The sequence below is a fragment of the Pseudomonas sp. S2_A05 genome, from assembly GCF_054668485.1.
The window spans coordinates 5,728,170-5,747,286 of record NZ_CP162775.1; the positions used below are offsets into that span (position 1 = coordinate 5,728,170).

Sequence of the window (19,117 nt, forward strand, 5' to 3'; positions counted from 1 at the left end):
CTATAAAGAAGCCCCCCGTCAGAGTCCTGCGTTGCGGGGTTCGCAGGCGCGGGGCTTTTTTGTATGATGTCCGACCCGTGCGCACAGGGCGCCGATTGAGGTTGAGCATGCAGGCCGTAGAAGTGAAGAGCTTCCTTGAAGGAAAGCTGCCAGGAACGCTGGTAGAAGTTGAAGGCGAAGGCTGCAACTTCCAGCTGAACGTGATTAGCGATGAACTGGCGGCGTTGAGCCCGGTGAAGCGTCAGCAGCAGGTCTATGCCCATTTGAACCCATGGATCACCGATGGCAGCATCCATGCGGTCACTATGAAATTTTTCAGCCGCGCGGCCTGGGCCGAGCGCACCTGAGCCCTAGGGCGTCGAGATACTAATGGATAAATTGATTATTACCGGTGGCGCTCGTCTTGATGGCGAGATCCGCATTTCCGGCGCGAAGAACTCCGCCCTGCCGATTCTGGCCGCGACCTTGCTGTGCGATGGCCCGGTCACCGTTGGCAACCTGCCGCACCTGCACGACATCACCACCATGATCGAGCTGTTCGGGCGCATGGGCATTGAGCCGGTAATCGACGAGAAGCTCAGCGTCGAAATCGACCCGCGCACCATCAAGACCCTGATCGCGCCGTACGAACTGGTGAAAACCATGCGTGCGTCGATCCTTGTGCTCGGCCCGATGGTCGCGCGTTTCGGTGAAGCCGAAGTCGCACTGCACGGCGGTTGCGCCATCGGTTCGCGTCCGGTCGACCTGCACATCCGCGGTCTGGAAGCCATGGGCGCGGTCATCGACGTCGAAGGCGGCTACATCAAGGCCAAGGCACCTGAAGGTGGTTTGCGCGGCGCGCACTTCTTCTTCGACACCGTCAGCGTGACCGGTACCGAGAACATCATGATGGCCGCTGCACTGGCCAAAGGCCGCAGCGTGTTGCAGAACGCCGCGCGCGAACCTGAAGTGGTCGACCTGGCGAACTTCCTCAATGCCATGGGCGCCAAGGTTTCCGGCGCCGGCACAGACACCATCACCATCGATGGCGTCGAGCGTCTGGGTTCGGCTTTCTACAAAGTCATGCCTGACCGTATCGAAACCGGCACCTATCTGGTCGCTGCTGCCGTGACCGGTGGCCGCGTCAAGGTCAAGGACACCGATCCGACCATTCTCGAAGCGGTGCTGGAAAAGCTGCGTGAAGCCGGTGCGGAAATCACCTGCGGTGAAGACTGGATCGAGCTGAACATGCACGGCAAGCGCCCGAAGGCGGTCAACGTGCGCACCGCGCCGTACCCGGCGTTCCCGACCGACATGCAGGCCCAGTTCATCTCGCTCAACGCCATTGCCGAAGGTACTGGTGCGGTGATCGAGACAATCTTCGAAAACCGTTTCATGCACGTGTACGAGCTGCACCGCATGGGCGCGCATATCCAGGTTGAAGGCAACACTGCCATCGTCACCGGTATCGAGAAGCTCAAGGGCGCGCCAGTCATGGCCACCGACCTGCGCGCATCGGCCAGTCTGGTGATCTCGGCGCTGGTTGCCGAAGGCGACACGCTGATCGACCGCATCTACCACATAGACCGTGGTTACGAGTGCATCGAAGAAAAACTGCAAATGCTGGGTGCCAAGATCCGTCGCGTTCCGGGCTGATCGCTGCATCGGGACACAGGGACGTGTCCACTGAATTCGTTTCGAGTCGAGGGTGTACGCACCCTCGATGTGTGTCCGGCGCCGATTGCGACCGGGCATGAGTACCTTGATAAGGACTGACGTTTCCCATGTTGACCATCGCACTGTCCAAGGGCCGCATCCTTGACGACACTCTGCCGCTTCTCGCTGAAGCGGGCATCGTGCCGACCGAGAATCCGGACAAGAGCCGCAAGCTGATCATTCCCACGACCCAGGACGACGTGCGTCTGCTGATCGTGCGTGCCACCGACGTGCCGACCTATGTCGAGCATGGCGCGGCCGACCTCGGCGTCGCCGGTAAGGACGTGCTGATGGAATACAGCGGCCAGGGCCTGTACGAGCCGCTGGACCTGCAGATCGCCCAGTGCAAGCTGATGACTGCCGGCAAGATCGGCGCGGCCGAGCCCAAGGGCCGTCTGCGCGTGGCGACCAAGTTCGTCAACGTTGCCAAGCGTTATTACGCCGAGCAGGGCCGTCAGGTCGACATCATCAAGCTGTACGGCTCGATGGAACTGGCGCCGCTGATCGGGCTGGCCGACAAGATCATCGACGTGGTCGACACCGGTAACACCCTGCGCGCCAACGGCCTGGAGCCACAGGAACTGATCGCCACGATCAGCTCGCGTCTGGTGGTCAACAAGGCTTCAATGAAAATGCAGCACGCCCGAATCCAGGCGTTGATCGACACCCTGCGCAACGCAGTGGAATCGCGACACCGCGGCTGATCTACCAGCGCGGCCCGAGGCCGCGCCGTCTATCCGCCTCATAGCCAGAATTCTCAGGTGCCCAAGCGGATCGAATGCTAGTTTCGGGCGCCTGAGTTTTTTGCCAATTCCTATGAGGCTCTCGCTATGACCGCACCGACTGCAATTCGCCGACTCAACGCTGCTGACCCGGATTTCGCGCATCATCTGGATCATCTGCTGAGCTGGGAAAGTGTGTCTGACGACTCGGTCAATCAGCGCGTGCTCGACATCATCAAGGCTGTGCGCGAGCGCGGTGACGCGGCGCTGGTCGAGTTCACCCAGAAGTTCGACGGTCTTGAAGTCGCCTCGATGGCCGACCTGATCCTGCCGCGCGAGCGTCTCGAACTGGCCCTGACCCGCATCACTGTGCCGCAACGCGAGGCCTTGGAAAAAGCCGCCGCCCGCGTGCGCAGCTATCACGAAAAACAGAAGCAGGATTCCTGGAGCTACACCGAGGCTGACGGCACGGTGCTCGGCCAGAAAGTCACGCCACTGGATCGTGCCGGCCTGTACGTGCCGGGTGGCAAGGCTTCGTATCCGTCGTCGGTATTGATGAACGCGATTCCGGCGAAGGTGGCCGGCGTGACCGAAGTGGTCATGGTCGTGCCGACCCCGCGCGGTGAAATCAACGAGCTGGTGCTGGCCGCTGCCTGCATCGCCGGTGTCGACCGCGTGTTCACCATCGGCGGCGCGCAAGCGGTTGCCGCACTGGCTTATGGCACCGAAAGCGTGCCGCGTGTCGACAAGGTTGTCGGCCCGGGCAACATCTACGTCGCCACGGCCAAGCGTCATGTGTTCGGCCAGGTCGGCATCGACATGATCGCCGGCCCTTCGGAAATTCTTGTAGTGTGCGACGGCCAGACCGATCCGGACTGGATCGCCATGGACCTCTTCTCCCAGGCCGAGCACGACGAAGACGCGCAAGCGATTCTGGTCAGCCCGGACGCCGAGTTCCTCGACAAGGTAGCCGCAAGCATCGACAAACTGCTGCCGACCATGGACCGCGCAACCATCATCGAAACTTCGATCAATGGCCGTGGTGCGCTGATCCAGGTCAGTGACATGGCCCAGGCCATCGAAGTCGCCAATCGTATCGCCCCGGAACACCTGGAGTTGTCGGTCGCCGATCCACAAGCCTGGTTGCCGCAGATTCGTCACGCCGGTGCGATCTTCATGGGCCGCCACACTTCCGAAGCGTTGGGCGATTACTGCGCCGGTCCGAACCACGTGTTGCCGACTTCCGGCACCGCGCGGTTCTCCTCGCCGCTGGGTGTCTACGACTTCCAGAAGCGCTCGTCGATCATCTTCTGCTCCGAGGCCGGCGCTTCCGAGCTGGGCAAAACTGCATCGGTACTCGCCCGTGGTGAATCGCTGAGCGCCCACGCGCGCAGCGCCGAATACCGCATCAAAGACCAAGACTTTCTGAAAGGGCAGGGGAACTGAGCGATGAGTAAATTCTGGAGCCCGTTCGTCAAGGATCTGGTGCCCTACGTGCCGGGCGAACAGCCGAAGCTGACCAAACTGGTCAAGCTCAATACCAACGAAAATCCGTATGGCCCGTCGCCAAAAGCGCTGGCGGCGATGCAAGCCGAACTCAACGACAACTTGCGCCTGTATCCGGACCCGAACAGTGATCTGCTGAAAAACGCCGTGGCCGAATATTACGGCGTGCAAACCAGTCAGGTGTTCCTTGGCAACGGTTCGGACGAAGTGCTCGCGCACATCTTCCACGGTCTGCTGCAACACGATCAGCCGCTGCTGTTCCCGGACATCAGCTACAGCTTCTATCCGGTCTACTGCGGTCTGTACGGCATTGAATTCGATGCGGTGCCACTGGATGCGCAATTCCAGATCAACCCGGCCGACTACGCCAAACCGAATGGCGGGATCATTTTCCCCAACCCGAACGCCCCGACCGGATGCCTGCTTGCGCTGGACGCCGTCGAGCAAATCCTCAAGGCCAGTCCAGATTCGGTTGTAGTCGTGGATGAGGCGTACATCGACTTCGGTGGCGAGACGGCGATCAATCTGGTGGATCGCTATCCGAACCTGCTGGTGACGCAGACGCTGTCCAAGTCACGCTCGCTGGCCGGCCTGCGTGTCGGTCTGGCGGTAGGGCACCCGGATCTGATCGAGGCGTTGGAGCGGATCAAGAACAGCTTCAACTCCTATCCACTGGATCGTCTGGCGATTGTCGGCGCGGCGGCGGCTTTTGCCGATCGCGAGTATTTCGACAAGACCTGTCGTCAGGTGATCGAGAGCCGCGAATGGGTGGTGGCGCAGTTGCAGGCTAAAGGCTTTGAAGTGCTGCCGTCGGCGGCCAACTTCATCTTCGCTCGCCACCCGCAGCATGATGCGGCGGGCATGGCGGCCAAGCTGCGCGAGCAGGGCGTGATCGTGCGGCACTTCAAGCAGGAACGGATTGCGCAGTTCTTGCGGATATCGGTGGGTACGCCGGAGCAGAATCAGGCGTTGATCGACGGCCTTGGCGACCTCTAAAAGCAAAAGCCCCTCACCCTAGCCCTCTCCCAGAGGGGAGAGGGGACTGAACGGGGAATATTGCAGAGGTTCACCGACTTGAACGATTTGTATTGGAATCCATAATCAACTCGGTCTTTCAGGTCAATGTATCCCGCAAGACAACTCGGTCGGCCCCCTCTCCCAGAGGGAGAGGGGACTGAATGGGAATATTGCAGAGGTTCACCGACTTGAACGATTTGTATTGAATCCATAATCAACTCGGTCTTTCAGGTCGATGTATCCCGCAAGACAACTCGGTCGGCCCCCTCTCCCAGAGGGGAGAGGGGACTGAATGGGAATATTGCAGAGGTTCACCGACTTGAACGATTTGTATTGAATCCATAATCAACTCGGTCTTTCAGGTCAATGTACCCGCAAGACAACTCGGTCGGCCCCCTCTCCCAGAGGGAGAGGGGACTGAATGGGGAATATTGCAGAGGTTCACCGACTTGAACGATTTGTATTGAATCCATAATCAACTCGGTCTTTCAGGTCGATGTATCCCGCAAGACAACTCGGTCGGCCCCCTCTCCCAGAGGGAGAGGGGACTGAACGGGGAATATTGCAGAGGTTCACCGACTTGAACGATTTGTATTGAATCCATAATCAGCTCGGTCTTTCAGGTCGATGTATCCAGCAAGACAACTCGGTCGGCCCCCTCTCCCAGAGGGAGAGGGGACTGAACGGGGAATATTGCAGAGGTTCACCGACTTGAACGATTTGTATTGAATCCATAATCAACTCGGTCTTTCAGGTCGATGTATCCCGCAAGACAACTCGGTCGGCCCCCTCTCCCAGAGGGGAGAGGGGACTGAATGGGAATATTGCAGAGGTTCACCGACTTGAACGATTTGTATTGAATCCATAATCAACTCGGTCTTTCAGGTCGATGTATCCCGCAAGACAACTCGGTCGGCCCCTCTCCCAGAGGGAGAGGGGACTGAATGGGAATATTGCAGAGGTTCACCGACTTGAACGATTTGTATTGAATCCATAATCAACTCGGTCTTTCAGGTCAATGTATCCCGCAAGACAAATCGGTCGGCCCCCTCTCCCAGAGGGAGAGGGGACTGAACGGGGAATATTGCAGAGGTTCACCGACTTGAACGATTTGTATTGGAATCCATAATCAACTCGGTCTTTCAGGTCAATGTATCCCGCAAGACAACTCGGTCGGCCCCCTCTCCCAGAGGGAGAGGGGACTGAATGGGAATATTGCAGAGGTTCACCGACTTGAACGATTTGTATTGAATCCATAATCAACTCGGTCTTTCAGGTCGATGTATCCCGCAAGACAACTCGGTCGGCTCCCTCTCCCGCCGGGAGAGGGCTGGGGTGAGGGTGTGCTTTTATTCGTGATGCGGCTCGCCAACGAATGTCAGCGAACTGAACAACCCACGACTGTCCACATCCACACTGTCCTTCACCGGCACTTCAACCTGCGCCGCAATCACATTCAACCCTTCATTACGCACCAGCACCTGCGCACGCCCATCCTTGTCGGTCTCGGTGCTCAGGGTGTTGGGCGCGCTGCGATAGTCGCCAATCAACTTCACCCCTGCCGCCGGTTTGCCATCGAGCAGCACCCGCACCGGTAACGATTTGCCCGGCCCGACCGTCAGCGGATCGACCTCCGGCAGGATCAGCAGTTTGATCTGGTCCAGTTTCGGCAATTTCGCCCCCGGCTGATAGATCGACAGGCTGTACTTGAAGGTCTGCGTGGCCTCGGTAGCGCCGGGCACTTTGCTGCGTCCTTCGTTGATCCACTTCTTGTCCGCCGTCTGCGACCACATGCCATTGTTCAGCGCCACGGCCATCACCGCCGGCGGCTTCAATGGTTTCAAACGGGCATGATCGGCCAGGCGCTCGACGCTGACCGGGATCATTTTGCCGCTTGCGTCATAAGCCCAGGCACCGCTGACTTTTTGTGCCTTGAAGGCGTTGTCTTCGGCGCCGTGGCCGTAGATCACTTCGATGTTGCCGCGTCGTTCCTCTGTCCACAGGCCGTGGGCCGACACTTGCCCGGTGAAGAGCGCAGCGATGAGCAGAAGGGATTTGCCGTAGTGCATGGTGACGTCCTTTTACAGGTTGAGTGTCAGGTTGACGGTGAAATTGCGCGGCTCGCCGGGGTTGACCCAGTAGTTGCTGTAGGAGCGCTCGTAGTATTTTTCGTCGAAGATGTTGTTCAGGTTGAAGCCGACCGTCACGCTGTCGCTGGCCTTGTAGTGCGCGAGCAAGTCGACGGTCTGGTAGGCCGGCAATTCGAAGTCGCTGCCGGATTCGCCCGAGCGATCGCCGACGTAGGTGAACGCTGCACCGACGTCTGAACCGCGCAGACGGCCATCCTGAAATTCATACACACCCAGCAGACTGCCGCTGCGTTTGGCCACGCCGAGGATGCGGCTGCCGGTAGGAATGGTCGCGTCGCCCTTGGTCACCTCGGCGTCGATGTAGGCGAAGGCGCCGATGACCCGCACCGCGTCGGTCACCTGGCCGCTCACTTGCCAATCGAAACCCTGACTGCGCGCCTTGCCCATGGCGCGGCTGGTGTCGCTGCCCGGATCGAGGGCGAGGACGTTTTCCTTGTCGATGTGGAAGAAGGCGAGGGTGCTGCTCACCCGCTCATCGAAGAGTTCGTTCTTGATCCCCACTTCGTAACCGACACCTTCTTCCGGATCGAAGGATTTGCCGGAAGCATCCAGGCCGTTGTTCGGTTTGAACGAGGTGGAGGCGTTGGCGAACAGGCCGGTGTTCGGCGTGAGCTGATAGAGCAGGCCGGCGCGTTGAGTCAGCGCGTCGTGGCGCTGCTGGCTTTTGGCGTTGCGGCTGTGATCGTCGATGCGCTGATCGAAGTGCTCGAAGCGCGCGCCGAGCATGCCGCGCAGCTTGTCGGTGAAGATGATCTGGTCCTGCAGATTCAGCGCATGACTTTCAACGTGTTCGAAGAAGTCGGTGCCCGAGCGTGCGCCGTTGGGTTTCGGCTGGCCGTAAACCGGCTTATAGATGTCGATGGCGTAGGGGCCGCCAGCAATGGTGGTGACGCGTTCGTCCTTGCGGTAATTCTCGTATTCGGTGCCGATCAGCAATTCATGCTGCCACGGCCCGAGATCGAACAGACCGCGCAGTTCCAGTTGGGTGATGCTGTCGTGCCAATTCGTATCGCGTTCGCGCAAGCGGCGGTTGACCGTTTGGCCGTCGGCGTTCAGCGCCCTCTGTTCCGAGGCGTCGCCCCAGAGCTTGCCTTCCTTGTAGTGGCTGGCCAAACGCAGTTTCCAGCTGTCGTTCAGATGGTGTTCAAGAGTGGCCTGGAGCAGGTTGTTGTGGTTGTCGATGTTGCCGTCGTTGGGCTCGCCCAAGAACGTCGAGCGCGATACGCCGCTCCATTTGTTGTTCGGCGCCACAACGCCACGATCGAACGTCGAGTTGTGACGGACGATTTCGCTCTCCACCAGCAGCGAGGTGTCCGGGCTCAACTGCCAACTGATCGAGGGCGCAACGAAGACCCGCTGGCTGTCGACGTGGTCGCGAAAGTTGTTGTTGTCTTCTACGGCGAGGTTGATGCGCGAGAGCACATTGCCCTGATCATCGAGGGGCGTGTTGACGTCCAGCGCGGTGCGATAGCGGTCCCAACTGCCAGCGCTGGTTTGCAGAGTGGTGAACGCTTCCGGCTGCGGTTTCTTGGTGACGATGTTCACCGTACCGCCGGGATCGCCCCGGCCGTACAGGCTGGCGGCCGGGCCTTTGAGCACTTCGATGCGCTCGATGTTGGCCGCATCTGGCGTGCTCGGGTAGCCGCGATTGGCGCTGAAACCGTCCTTGTAGAACTCGGACGTGGTGAAGCCGCGCACGCTGTATTCGTACAGGGTCAGGCCGCCGAAGTTGTTCTGCTTCGATACGCCGCCAGCAAAATCCAGCGCGCGTTCGACGCTGCTGCTGCCCAGATCCGAGAGCACACTGGCCGGGACCACGCTGATGGCTTGCGGGATATCGCGAATCGCCGTGTCGGTTTTGGTCGCACTGGCGGAGCGAGTCGCGCGATAACCGCTGACCGGGCCGGTGGGTGTTTCGTAGTCGGAGGTGACGCTGATGGCTTCCAGCTCAACGGGCTGCGGCTCATCGGCGAGGGCGGGATCGCAGAGCAAACCCAGAGTCAGGCCCAACAGTGAGGCCTTTTTGCGAGACGACATGTTATGTTGTTCCAATTGCGAGAATTGAAACAATATAACATGCCCGTTGAGAATGTCTGTTATTCGCGCCGTTGGCGCGAAAACATTTTTACTCTTCTTTTTCTTTCACCGGTGCCGGTGGTGGACGCAGGCCGATTTCAGCCGTCAGCTTCAGCTCCTTGCCGTTACGCATCACTTGAATCGTCACCTTGTCGGTCGGCTTGATCCGCGCCACCTGGTTCATCGAGCGGCGGCCATCGCCGGCCGGTTCGCCGTCGATACTCAGGATCACATCGCCCAGTTGCAGGCCGGCTTTCTGCGCCGGGCCGTCACGGAAGATCCCCGCGACGACAATCCCCGGACGCCCGGACAAGCCAAACGACTCCGCCAGTTCCTGAGTCAGCGGTTGTACTTCGATGCCCAGCCAGCCACGAATCACTTGGCCGTGCTCGATGATCGACTTCATCACTTCCATCGCCAGTTTCACCGGAATGGCAAATCCGATCCCTTGCGAGCCGCCGGACTTGGAAAAGATCGCCGTGTTGATACCGGTGAGGTTGCCGTTGGCGTCGACCAGCGCACCGCCGGAGTTGCCCGGGTTGATCGCCGCATCGGTCTGGATGAAGTCTTCGTAGTTGTTCAGGCCCAGCTGATTGCGGCCGGTGGCGCTGATGATGCCCATGGTCACGGTCTGACCGACGCCGAACGGGTTGCCGATAGCGAGCGCGACGTCACCGATGCGAATGCTGTCGGAGCGGCCGACGGTGATTGCCGGGAGGTTTTTCAGGTCGATTTTCAGAACCGCAAGGTCAGTCTCAGGATCGCTGCCAATCACCCGCGCGAGTGTTTCGCGGCCATCCTTCAGAGCCACGACGATCTGGTCGGCGCCGCTGGTGACGTGGTTGTTGGTGAGGATGTAGCCTTCCGGGCTCATGATCACCCCGGAACCGAGGCTCGATTCCATGCGCTTCTGTTTCGGCGAATTGTCACCGAAGAAGCGGCGGAACTGCGGATCCTCGAACAAGGGATGCGCCGGTTTGTTGATGACCTTGGTGGTGTACAGGTTGACCACCGACGGCGCGGCGATGCCCACCGCATCCGCATAGGACACCGGCCCCTGTTGCACGATCGTGGTCTGTGGCGCCTGTTGCAGATTGACGTCGAGGCTCGGCAGCCCGACCCACTCGGGGTAACGCTGAATAATCAACAGAGCGATAAGCACACCGGCCAACAGCGGCCAGCCAAAAAAACGCAGCGCCTTGAGCATTAAGCACGTTCCTGGAAAGGTTGCAGGCGAGGTCAGACCGCCCATAATGTCGCGCATTATACGAGGCCGCGCGCGCCTCTGAACGGGATATTTAGGAGTCTTTCATGGCCGTTGCCCTCAGCACCCTCGTCGAAGAAGCCGACCGTTACCTGGGCAGTGCGAAAATCGCCGATTATTGCCCTAACGGATTACAGGTCGAAGGCCGCCCGCAAGTGATGCGCATCGTCAGTGGCGTCACCGCCAGCCAGGCGTTGCTCGATGCCGCCGTCGAGGCCGAGGCCGACCTGATCCTGGTCCATCACGGGTATTTCTGGAAAGGCGAAAACCCCTGCGTCACCGGCATGAAACAGCGCCGCTTGAAAACCTTGCTCAAGCACGACATCAGTCTGCTCGCTTATCACCTGCCGCTGGATCTGCACCCGGACGTTGGCAACAACGTGCAACTGGCGCGTCAGCTCGACATCACTGTTGAAGGGCCGTTGGACCCGAGCAACCCGAAAGTCGTCGGGCTGGTCGGTTCGCTGAATGAGCCGATGACCGCACGGGATTTCGCGCGCAAGGTTCAGGAAGTCATGGGCCGCGAGCCGCTGCTGATAGAAGGCAGCGGCATGATCCGCCGCGTCGGTTGGTGCACCGGCGGTGGCCAGGGTTATATCGATCAGGGCGTGGCGGCGGGGGTCGATCTGTTCATCAGTGGCGAGGCCTCCGAGCAGACTTTCCACAGTGCGCGGGAAAACGACATCAGCTTCATCGCCGCCGGCCATCACGCCACCGAACGCTATGGCGTGCAGGCGCTGGGCGAGTATCTGGCGAAGCGCTTTGCCCTTGAGCACATCTTCATCGACATCCCGAACCCGATCTGAGCTCACCGCAAACTCCTGTGGGAGCGAGCCTGCTCGCGAAGGCGTCAGACCTTCAATACAAAGGTGCCTGACACTCCGCCTTCGCGAGCAGGCTCGCTCCACGTTCGGCCCTGACGGCCGAACTGGTGGGCATATTCATATACCCTTTCGATCTAGTTGGCGTCCTGATTAGAAGAGGTCGCTGTGCTAGGATTCCTCGCTCGAACACGGCCCGCTGGCCGTTCATAAGAAAGCTTTCGTGAGTAGCCATGGTCGACAAACTGACGCATCTGAAACAGCTGGAGGCGGAAAGCATCCACATCATCCGCGAGGTGGCCGCCGAGTTCGATAACCCGGTGATGCTGTACTCCATCGGTAAAGACTCCGCCGTGATGCTGCACCTGGCACGCAAGGCGTTCTTCCCGGGCAAACTGCCGTTTCCGGTGATGCACGTCGACACCCGCTGGAAATTCCAGGAAATGTACAAGTTCCGCGACAAGATGGTCGAAGACTTGGGCCTGGACCTGATTACCCACATCAACCCCGATGGCGTAGCGCAGAACATCAACCCGTTCACCCACGGCAGCGCCAAGCACACCGACATCATGAAAACCGAAGGCCTGAAACAGGCACTCGACAAGCATGGTTTCGACGCAGCGTTCGGCGGCGCCCGTCGCGATGAAGAGAAATCCCGCGCCAAAGAGCGCGTGTACTCGTTCCGTGACAGCAAGCACCGCTGGGACCCGAAAAACCAGCGTCCGGAGCTGTGGAACGTCTACAACGGCAAGGTCAACAAGGGCGAATCCATCCGTGTGTTCCCGTTGTCGAACTGGACCGAACTGGATATCTGGCAGTACATCTACCTCGAAGGCATCCCGATCGTGCCGCTGTACTTTGCCGCCGAACGCGAAGTGATCGAGAAGAACGGCACGCTGATCATGATCGACGACGAGCGCATCCTCGAGCACCTGTCCGATGAAGACAAAGCGCGCATCGTGAAAAAGAAAGTGCGGTTCCGCACCCTTGGCTGCTACCCGTTGACGGGCGCGGTGGAGTCCGAGGCCGAAAGCCTGACGGACATCATTCAGGAAATGCTCCTGACGCGAACTTCCGAGCGCCAGGGCCGGGTCATCGACCACGATGGCGCAGGCTCGATGGAAGACAAAAAACGTCAAGGCTATTTCTAAGGGGCTGTCATGTCGCATGTTTCTGATTTGATCAGCGAGGACATCCTCGCCTACCTGGGCCAGCACGAACGTAAAGAGCTGCTGCGCTTTTTGACCTGCGGTAACGTCGATGACGGCAAGAGCACCCTGATCGGGCGCCTGCTGCACGACTCGAAGATGATCTACGAAGATCACCTCGAAGCGATCACCCGCGATTCGAAGAAAGTCGGCACCACCGGTGACGACATCGATCTGGCATTGCTGGTCGACGGGCTGCAGGCCGAGCGTGAGCAGGGCATCACCATTGATGTCGCTTACCGCTATTTCTCCACCGCCAAGCGCAAATTCATCATCGCCGACACCCCCGGCCATGAGCAGTACACCCGCAACATGGCCACCGGTGCATCCACCTGTGACCTGGCGATCATTCTGGTCGACGCCCGTTACGGCGTGCAGACCCAGACCCGTCGCCACAGCTTCATCGCTTCGTTGCTGGGCATCAAACACATCGTCGTCGCCATCAACAAGATGGACTTGAAGGACTTCGACGAAGGCGTGTTCGAGTCGATCAAGGCCGACTACCTGAAGTTCGCCGAAGGCTTGAAGATGAAGCCGACCAGCATGCACTTCGTGCCGATGTCTGCCCTTAAAGGCGACAACGTGGTGAACAAGTCCGAGCGCTCGCCGTGGTACACCGGCCAGTCGCTGATGGAAATCCTCGAGACTGTGGAAGTGGCGGGCGATCGCAACTTCACCGATCTGCGTTTCCCGGTGCAGTACGTCAACCGTCCGAACCTGAATTTCCGTGGTTTCGCCGGCACCCTGGCCAGCGGCATCGTGCACAAGGGCGATGAAGTCGTGGTGCTGCCGTCGGGCAAGAGCAGCCGGGTGAAATCCATCGTCACCTTCGAAGGTGAACTGGAGCACGCCGGCCCAGGTCAGGCGGTAACCCTGACCATGGAAGACGAAATCGATATCTCCCGTGGCGACCTGTTGGTGCATGCCGACAACGTGCCACCGGTCACCGACAGCTTCGAAGCGATGCTGGTGTGGATGGCTGAAGAGCCGATGCTGCCGGGCAAGAAATACGACATCAAACGCGCCACCAGTTACGTGCCGGGCTCGATCGCCAGCATCGTCAACAAGGTCGACGTGAACACATTGGAAGAAGGCCCGGCGAGCGCGTTGCAGCTCAACGAAATCGGCAAGGTGAAGATCGCGCTCGACGCGCCGATCGCCCTCGACGGTTACGAAAGCAACCGCACCACCGGCGCATTCATCGTCATCGATCGCCTGACCAACGGCACCGTTGGCGCCGGCATGATCGTCGCTCAGCCAGTGGCCCATGGCACTGCAACCCACCACGGCAAATTGGCCCACGTGGCGACTGAAGAGCGTGCCCAGCGCTTCGGCCAGCAACCGGCCACCGTGCTGTTCAGCGGCCTGTCCGGCGCGGGTAAAAGCACCCTGGCGTATGCGGTCGAGCGCAAGCTGTTCGACATGGGCCGCGCGGTGTTTGTACTCGATGGCCAGAACCTGCGTCATGACTTGAACAAAGGTCTGCCACAGGATCGCGCCGGGCGTACCGAGAACTGGCGTCGAGCCGCCCACGTGGCGCGTCAGTTCAACGAAGCGGGGCTGCTGACCCTGGCCGCGTTCGTCGCGCCAAGTGCCGAAGGTCGCGAGCAGGCCAAGGAACTGATCGGCAAGGATCGCTTGCTGACGGTCTACGTGCAGGCCTCGCCGACCGTGTGCGCCGAGCGTGATCCGCAAGGGCTGTACGCTGCTGGCGGCGACAATATCCCGGGCGAATCCTTCCCGTACGACGTGCCGCTCAATGCCGATCTGGTGATCGACACGCAGTCGCTGAGTCTGGAAGAAAGCGTCAAGCAAGTGCTGGAGCTGTTGCGTCAGCGTGGCGCGATCTAAGGCAGAAGCAGCTACAAGCTTCTAGCTGCAAGCGGCAAGAAAAAGCCCGTCGATGAGTGATCATCGGCGGGCTTTTTTGTGCCGGGTGATCGTTCCCACGCGGAGCGTGGGAACGATCAACTGTGGGAGCGAGCCTGCTCGCGAATGCTTTATCTCATTCAACATCTTTGTATGCTGATCCACCGCTTTCGCGAGCAGGCTCGCTCCCACAGGGGTTTATTGGTGACCTGGATATTCGCGGTGCATCTGCTCCAGCAACGCATCCTTGTCCAGCCACAGCTGATTGATCCAGCCCTGAAACTGCAATCGATACTCGCCGTCCTGGTCGTAGTTCTTGCCGATGAAGGCCGGCGGGATTTTGATTTCTTCAAAATGCACCACCACATCGCGCACATTGCCGCAGAGCAAATCCCAGAACCCTGGACGCCCCGCTGGATAATGAATCGTCACGTTGACGATCGACTCCAGCTGTTCGCCCATCGCATCCAGCACAAAGGCGATCCCGCCGGCCTTGGGCTTGAGCAGGTACTTGAACGGTGACTGCTGCTGCGCATGCTTGCCTTCGGTGAAGCGTGTGCCTTCGACGAAGTTGAAAATCCCCACCGGGTTATGCCGGAATTTCGCGCAGGTCTTGCGCGTGGTTTCCAGGTCCTTGCCTTTCTTCTCCGGGTGTTTTTCCAGATACGCCTTGGAGTAGCGCTTCATGAACGGAAAGCCCAGCGCCCACCAGGCCAGCCCGATTACCGGAACCCAGATCAGCTCCTGCTTGAGGAAGAATTTCAGCGGTTGGATCTTGCGGTTGAGCACGTATTGCAGCACCAGAATATCCACCCAGCTCTGGTGGTTGCTGGTGATCAGGTACGAGTGCTGATAGTCGAGGCCTTGCAGGCCGCTGACGTGCCAGCGGGTGCGCCGTACCAGATTCATCCAGCCTTTGTTATTGCTGATCCAGGCCTCGTGGGTGTGGCTCATCAGCCAACCGGCGATGCGCTGGGTAAAGGCAAACGGCAGGGCTTTGACCAGCGCCACACAGAACAGGAACGAGCACAGCAGAATCGTGTTGAGCGCCAACAGCAGCGAGGCGATCACGCCGCGCACGGGGGCGGGTAGAAAATCCAGCATTTACACATCCATAGGTCGGTTGGCGGCTTGAATCGCGGTGAGCGCGATGGTGTAGACGATGTCATCGACTTGCGCACCGCGCGGCAGGTCGTTCACCGGTTTGCGCAGGCCTTGCAGCATCGGCCCGAGGCTGACGCAATCGGCGCTGCGCTGTACGGCTTTGTGCGTGGTGTTGCCGGTGTTCAGATCGGGGAACACAAACACCGTGGCGCGCCCGGCGACCTGACTGTTCGGCGCCAGTTGCCGCGCCACGTCGGCGTTCGCGGCAGCGTCGTACTGCAACGGTCCGTCGATCAACAGCGAGTTTTGTTGCTCATGGGCGAGCAGGGTCGCCTCGCGGACTTTCTCGACTTCTTCACCGCGCGCCGATTCGCCGCTGGAATAGCTGATCATCGCCACCCGTGGGGTAATGCCGAATGCGGCCGCCGAGTCAGCGCTTTGCAGGGCGATCTCGGCCAGTTCTGCGGCGCTCGGGTGTGGATTCATCACGCAGTCGCCGTAGACCAGCACTTCTTCCGGAAAGAGCATGAAGAATACCGACGACACCAGCGTGCAGCCCGGTGCGGTCTTGATCAGTTGCAAGGCCGGGCGGATGGTATTGGCGGTGGTGTTGATCACACCCGAAACCAAGCCGTCGACCTCATCCAGCGCCAGCATCATGGTACCGATCACCACCGTGTCTTCCAGTTGCTGCTCAGCCATCGGAGCGTTGAGGCTTTTGCTCTTGCGCAGAGCGACCATCGGCTCGACGTAGCGCTCGCGGATATGGTCCGGGTCAAGGATTTCCAGACCCGGCGGCAGCACGATGCCTTGGGCGCGGGCGACCGCTTCGACATCTTCGGGTTTGGCCAGCAATACGCAGCGGGCGATCCCGCGTTCCTGACAGATCGCCGCTGCTTGCACGGTGAACGGCTCGCTGCCTTCGGGCAACACGATGCGCTTGTTCGCCGCTTGCGCACGCTGGATCAATTGATAGCGGAACACCGCCGGCGACAGGCGCATCTCCCGAGGCGTACCGCAGCGCTGATGTAGCCAGTTGGCGTCGAGGTGGCTGGCGACGAAATCAGTGATGATCTCCGCGCGCTCGCGGTCATCGATCGGGATTTCCTTGTTCAGGCCATTGAGCAGATTGGCGGTGTCGTACGAGCCGGTGCTCACCGACAACACCGGCAGACCGGCCTGCAAGGCGCCTCGGCACAGGTCCATGATGCGCGGGTCGGGCAGGGTGTCGCTGGTCAGCAGCAGGCCGGCCAGCGGCACACCGTTGATCGCGGCAAGGCTGACGGCGAGGATGATGTCGTCGCGATCGCCCGGCGTCACCACCAGCACGCCGGGCTTGAGCAGCTCGACGGTGTTGCGCATGGTTCGTGCGCAGATGATGATTTTGCTCATGCGCCGGGTTTCGTAGTCGCCCGCGTTGAGCACTTGCGCGCCCATCAGGTCGGCGACGTCGCGGGTGCGTGGCGCATTGAGTTCCGGCTGAAACGGGATGCAGCCAAGCAAGCGGAAATCACCGCTGCGCAGCAACGGCGAATGCTCCTTCAGACGCGTGGCGAAGGCGTCCATGCTCTCGTCGGTCTTGACCTTGTTAAGGATCACTCCGAGGACTTTCGGATCTTTCGGGCCGCCGAACAATTGCGCTTGAAGCTCGACACGGCCAGAAAGCTCGGCGAGCACTTCGTTTTCCGGCGCCGAGACCAGAATCACCTCGGCATCCAGGCTCTTGGCCAGATGCAGATTGACCCGCGCGGCGTAACTGGCGCTGCGGGTCGGCACCATGCCTTCTACCACCAGCACGTCTTTGCCGACCGCCGCCTGCTGATACAGGGTGATGATTTCTTCGAGCAATTCGTCGAGCTGACCGTCGCCGAGCATGCGTTCGACGTGCGCCAGCCCCAACGGTTGTGGCGGTTTCAGGCCATGGGTGCGCGCCACCAGTTCGGTGGAACGTTCAGGGCCGGTGTCGCCGGGATGCGGCTGGGCGATCGGTTTGAAGAAGCCGACTTTGAGGCCGGCTCGTTCAAGCGTGCGCACCAGCCCGAGGCTGATGGAGGTCAGACCCACGCCAAAATCGGTGGGGGCGATAAAAAAAGTTTGCATGGGAATTCTCTATGCAAGGGTGTCAGCCTATGTCTGGCCGACTACCGAAATTCAGTCGCCAAGGTTAGCGCTAACCGAGCCTTGTGCACACCAACCGCAGGCAAAGGGTTGACCTGTTTTTTCAATACGTTGCGCCGGATCCAGGACCCAGGCGCGGGTTTGCCACGGCGGCTGGTGGCGCAGGTGCTGGGTGTGGCCACAGGAAAGCTCGACCACCCAATGGCCATCTTCGTCCTGATGGAAGCCGGTGATGGTCGAAACCCGTTTGTCCGGGTTGTGGTCGCTTTCACGCGATTGCTTCGCTAAACTTGGCCTTTCTATATTCTTATGCAAAAGGTCTCGCCCCATGCTGATCGCCGCCAATAAGGCTGTCTCCATCGACTATACCCTGACCAACGACGCTGGTGAGGTCATCGACAGCTCCGCCGGCGGCGCTCCGCTGGTTTACCTGCAAGGCGCAGGCAACATCATCCCGGGCCTGGAAAAAGCCCTTGAAGGCAAAGCTGTCGGCGACGAGCTGAAAGTAGCCGTTGAGCCTGAAGACGCTTACGGCGAATACGCCGCCGAGCTGGTCAGCACCCTGAGCCGCAGCATGTTCGAAGGCGTTGACGAGCTGGAAGTCGGCATGCAGTTCCACGCTTCGGCGCCGGACGGCCAGATGCAGATCGTCACCATCCGTGATCTGGACGGCGATGACGTCACCGTTGATGGCAACCACCCTCTGGCCGGTCAGCGCCTGAACTTCGAAGTGAAGATCGTTGATATCCGTGACGCCAGCCAGGAAGAAATCGCTCATGGTCACGTCCATGGCGAAGGTGGCCATCACCACTGATTTTCTGCGCTAAGCTTCGAGTACTGGAGAGGCGCCTGTGGGCGCCTTTTTAGTCCGCGGCTGTCCTTGGTGGCCTCGCCAAGTGGCTGTTTCGAGTAGAACACGAGAATCCTGGAGTTCGGCATGAGTGCTTTTCACGACCTTAAGTTGACAGCCCTGGATGGTCAGGAGCTACCGCTGGCGCCGTTCAAGGGCCAAGTCGTGCTGGTGGTCAATGTGGCCTCCAAATGCGGCTTGACCCCTCAGTACGCGGCACTGGAAAACCTCTACCAGCAATACAAAGATAAAGGCTTTGCTGTGCTGGGCCTGCCGTGCAACCAGTTTGCCGGTCAGGAGCCAGGCTCGGAGAAAGAAATCCAGGAGTTTTGCAGCCTCAACTATGGCGTGACCTTTCCGTTGTCGAGCAAGCTCGAAGTCAATGGTCACGAGCGGCATCAGTTGTATCGCCTGCTGGCGGGCGAGGGCGCCGAGTTTCCCGGTGACATCACCTGGAACTTCGAAAAGTTTCTGCTCGGCAAGGATGGCCGGGTGCTGGCGCGCTTCTCGCCGCGCACGGCGCCGGATGATCCGACAGTGATTGCCGCGATCGAAAAAGCCTTAGCCTGAATCAGAAAATCGCAGCATTGAGCTGCGATTTTTTTTGCCTGCCTTTTGACCCTTAATCATTCAGATCAATAGTGCTGTCACGCGAAGAACGTGGCGGATATTATCGCCGTCATATCGATTAATGTCCGTCGCCAATGTTTTCGTGGA

16 protein-coding genes are annotated in these 19,117 nt (G+C 59.8%); 10 read left to right on the top strand and 6 right to left on the bottom strand.

The features are described 5' to 3' along the window. Nucleotides 1-107 precede the first annotated feature (107 nt). The 5 genes from AB4O12_RS25850 (at nucleotide 108) to hisC (ending at nucleotide 4,919) form a co-directional block, all read left to right on the top strand. Nucleotides 108-347 carry a BolA family protein gene (locus AB4O12_RS25850; RefSeq protein WP_016771670.1) on the top strand — a complete coding sequence of 80 codons (240 nt, stop codon included), beginning with the start codon at nucleotides 108-110 and terminating at the stop codon, nucleotides 345-347. 22 nt (nucleotides 348-369) lie between these two features. Next, nucleotides 370-1,635 carry a UDP-N-acetylglucosamine 1-carboxyvinyltransferase gene (murA, locus tag AB4O12_RS25855; RefSeq protein WP_460059927.1) on the top strand — a complete coding sequence of 422 codons (1,266 nt, stop codon included), beginning with the start codon at nucleotides 370-372 and terminating at the stop codon, nucleotides 1,633-1,635. 128 nt (nucleotides 1,636-1,763) lie between these two features. Then, on the top strand, nucleotides 1,764-2,399 hold the full coding sequence (hisG, locus tag AB4O12_RS25860; protein ID WP_016771668.1) for an ATP phosphoribosyltransferase: 636 nt from the start codon (nucleotides 1,764-1,766) through the stop codon (nucleotides 2,397-2,399). Nucleotides 2,400-2,525: 126 nt separating this feature from the next. Further along, nucleotides 2,526-3,863, top strand: coding sequence for a histidinol dehydrogenase (hisD, locus tag AB4O12_RS25865; RefSeq protein WP_056782950.1), 1,338 nt, complete (start codon nucleotides 2,526-2,528; stop codon nucleotides 3,861-3,863). A gap of 3 nt (nucleotides 3,864-3,866) precedes the next feature. Then, nucleotides 3,867-4,919: a histidinol-phosphate transaminase gene (gene hisC / locus AB4O12_RS25870; protein WP_460059928.1), complete on the top strand. Its 1,053-nt coding sequence runs from the start codon at nucleotides 3,867-3,869 to the stop codon at nucleotides 4,917-4,919. A gap of 1,370 nt (nucleotides 4,920-6,289) precedes the next feature. Here the strand turns inward: hisC and AB4O12_RS25875 are convergent. From AB4O12_RS25875 to algW, 3 genes are all read right to left on the bottom strand, one after another. Then, a complete protein-coding gene (locus tag AB4O12_RS25875) occupies nucleotides 6,290-7,009 on the bottom strand; it encodes a DUF4198 domain-containing protein (RefSeq protein ID WP_460059930.1) in 720 nt (239 codons plus the stop codon). 12 nt (nucleotides 7,010-7,021) lie between these two features. Further along, the gene (locus tag AB4O12_RS25880) at nucleotides 7,022-9,127 is read right to left on the bottom strand and encodes a TonB-dependent siderophore receptor (protein WP_460059931.1); all 2,106 of its coding nucleotides are present in this window, start codon (nucleotides 9,125-9,127) and stop codon (nucleotides 7,022-7,024) included. Nucleotides 9,128-9,215: 88 nt separating this feature from the next. Continuing rightward, on the bottom strand, nucleotides 9,216-10,373 hold the full coding sequence (gene algW / locus AB4O12_RS25885; RefSeq protein WP_016770590.1) for a Do family serine endopeptidase AlgW: 1,158 nt from the start codon (nucleotides 10,371-10,373) through the stop codon (nucleotides 9,216-9,218). Nucleotides 10,374-10,477: 104 nt separating this feature from the next. On the opposite strand from algW, the gene AB4O12_RS25890 reads away from it, so the two are divergent. The 3 genes from AB4O12_RS25890 to cysN all read left to right on the top strand — a co-directional run bounded on the left by AB4O12_RS25890 (nucleotide 10,478) and on the right by cysN (nucleotide 14,310). Beyond that, entirely contained in the window at nucleotides 10,478-11,236 is a 759-nt protein-coding gene (locus tag AB4O12_RS25890) for a Nif3-like dinuclear metal center hexameric protein (protein ID WP_130901481.1), read from the top strand. 248 nt (nucleotides 11,237-11,484) lie between these two features. Beyond that, the gene (cysD, locus tag AB4O12_RS25895) at nucleotides 11,485-12,402 is read left to right on the top strand and encodes a sulfate adenylyltransferase subunit CysD (RefSeq protein ID WP_016771664.1); all 918 of its coding nucleotides are present in this window, start codon (nucleotides 11,485-11,487) and stop codon (nucleotides 12,400-12,402) included. A gap of 9 nt (nucleotides 12,403-12,411) precedes the next feature. After that, nucleotides 12,412-14,310 (top strand): sulfate adenylyltransferase subunit CysN, encoded by a 1,899-nt coding sequence (cysN, locus tag AB4O12_RS25900; RefSeq protein ID WP_073473760.1) that lies wholly within the window; start codon nucleotides 12,412-12,414, stop codon nucleotides 14,308-14,310. 216 nt (nucleotides 14,311-14,526) lie between these two features. Here the strand turns inward: cysN and AB4O12_RS25905 are convergent, their stop codons facing one another. From AB4O12_RS25905 to AB4O12_RS25915, 3 genes are read right to left on the bottom strand one after another with little or no spacing between them, the layout of a single operon-like run. Then, entirely contained in the window at nucleotides 14,527-15,432 is a 906-nt protein-coding gene (locus tag AB4O12_RS25905; RefSeq protein WP_236169719.1) for an acyltransferase, read from the bottom strand. Next, on the bottom strand, nucleotides 15,433-17,532 hold the full coding sequence (gene pta, locus AB4O12_RS25910; RefSeq protein ID WP_282384090.1) for a phosphate acetyltransferase: 2,100 nt from the start codon (nucleotides 17,530-17,532) through the stop codon (nucleotides 15,433-15,435). 51 nt (nucleotides 17,533-17,583) lie between these two features. After that, a complete protein-coding gene (locus AB4O12_RS25915) occupies nucleotides 17,584-17,910 on the bottom strand; it encodes a DUF3565 domain-containing protein (protein ID WP_073473919.1) in 327 nt (108 codons plus the stop codon). Here AB4O12_RS25915 and AB4O12_RS25920 point away from each other — a divergent pair. Together AB4O12_RS25920 and AB4O12_RS25925 are read left to right on the top strand one after the other, a co-directional pair. Beyond that, nucleotides 17,879-18,364, top strand: coding sequence for an FKBP-type peptidyl-prolyl cis-trans isomerase (locus AB4O12_RS25920; protein ID WP_016771661.1), 486 nt, complete (start codon nucleotides 17,879-17,881; stop codon nucleotides 18,362-18,364). The two genes, AB4O12_RS25915 and AB4O12_RS25920, sit on opposite strands and share 32 nt — an antisense overlap. Before the next feature lie 123 nt (nucleotides 18,365-18,487). After that, nucleotides 18,488-18,970, top strand: coding sequence for a glutathione peroxidase (locus tag AB4O12_RS25925; RefSeq protein WP_016771660.1), 483 nt, complete (start codon nucleotides 18,488-18,490; stop codon nucleotides 18,968-18,970). Nucleotides 18,971-19,117: the final 147 nt, after the last annotated feature.

Coding starts and splice junctions, on each gene's coding strand:
- murA (WP_460059927.1), top strand. CDS start 370: ATGGATAAATTGATTATTACCGGTGGCGCTCGTCTTGATGGCGAGATC.
- cysD (WP_016771664.1), top strand. CDS start 11,485: ATGGTCGACAAACTGACGCATCTGAAACAGCTGGAGGCGGAAAGCATC.
- AB4O12_RS25850 (WP_016771670.1), top strand. CDS start 108: ATGCAGGCCGTAGAAGTGAAGAGCTTCCTTGAAGGAAAGCTGCCAGGA.
- AB4O12_RS25920 (WP_016771661.1), top strand. CDS start 17,879: ATGCTGATCGCCGCCAATAAGGCTGTCTCCATCGACTATACCCTGACC.
- AB4O12_RS25880 (WP_460059931.1), bottom strand. CDS start 9,127: ATGTCGTCTCGCAAAAAGGCCTCACTGTTGGGCCTGACTCTGGGTTTG.
- hisC (WP_460059928.1), top strand. CDS start 3,867: ATGAGTAAATTCTGGAGCCCGTTCGTCAAGGATCTGGTGCCCTACGTG.
- cysN (WP_073473760.1), top strand. CDS start 12,412: ATGTCGCATGTTTCTGATTTGATCAGCGAGGACATCCTCGCCTACCTG.
- pta (WP_282384090.1), bottom strand. CDS start 17,532: ATGCAAACTTTTTTTATCGCCCCCACCGATTTTGGCGTGGGTCTGACC.
- algW (WP_016770590.1), bottom strand. CDS start 10,373: ATGCTCAAGGCGCTGCGTTTTTTTGGCTGGCCGCTGTTGGCCGGTGTG.
- AB4O12_RS25905 (WP_236169719.1), bottom strand. CDS start 15,432: ATGCTGGATTTTCTACCCGCCCCCGTGCGCGGCGTGATCGCCTCGCTG.
- hisG (WP_016771668.1), top strand. CDS start 1,764: ATGTTGACCATCGCACTGTCCAAGGGCCGCATCCTTGACGACACTCTG.
- AB4O12_RS25925 (WP_016771660.1), top strand. CDS start 18,488: ATGAGTGCTTTTCACGACCTTAAGTTGACAGCCCTGGATGGTCAGGAG.
- AB4O12_RS25875 (WP_460059930.1), bottom strand. CDS start 7,009: ATGCACTACGGCAAATCCCTTCTGCTCATCGCTGCGCTCTTCACCGGG.
- AB4O12_RS25890 (WP_130901481.1), top strand. CDS start 10,478: ATGGCCGTTGCCCTCAGCACCCTCGTCGAAGAAGCCGACCGTTACCTG.
- hisD (WP_056782950.1), top strand. CDS start 2,526: ATGACCGCACCGACTGCAATTCGCCGACTCAACGCTGCTGACCCGGAT.
- AB4O12_RS25915 (WP_073473919.1), bottom strand. CDS start 17,910: ATGGAGACAGCCTTATTGGCGGCGATCAGCATGGGGCGAGACCTTTTG.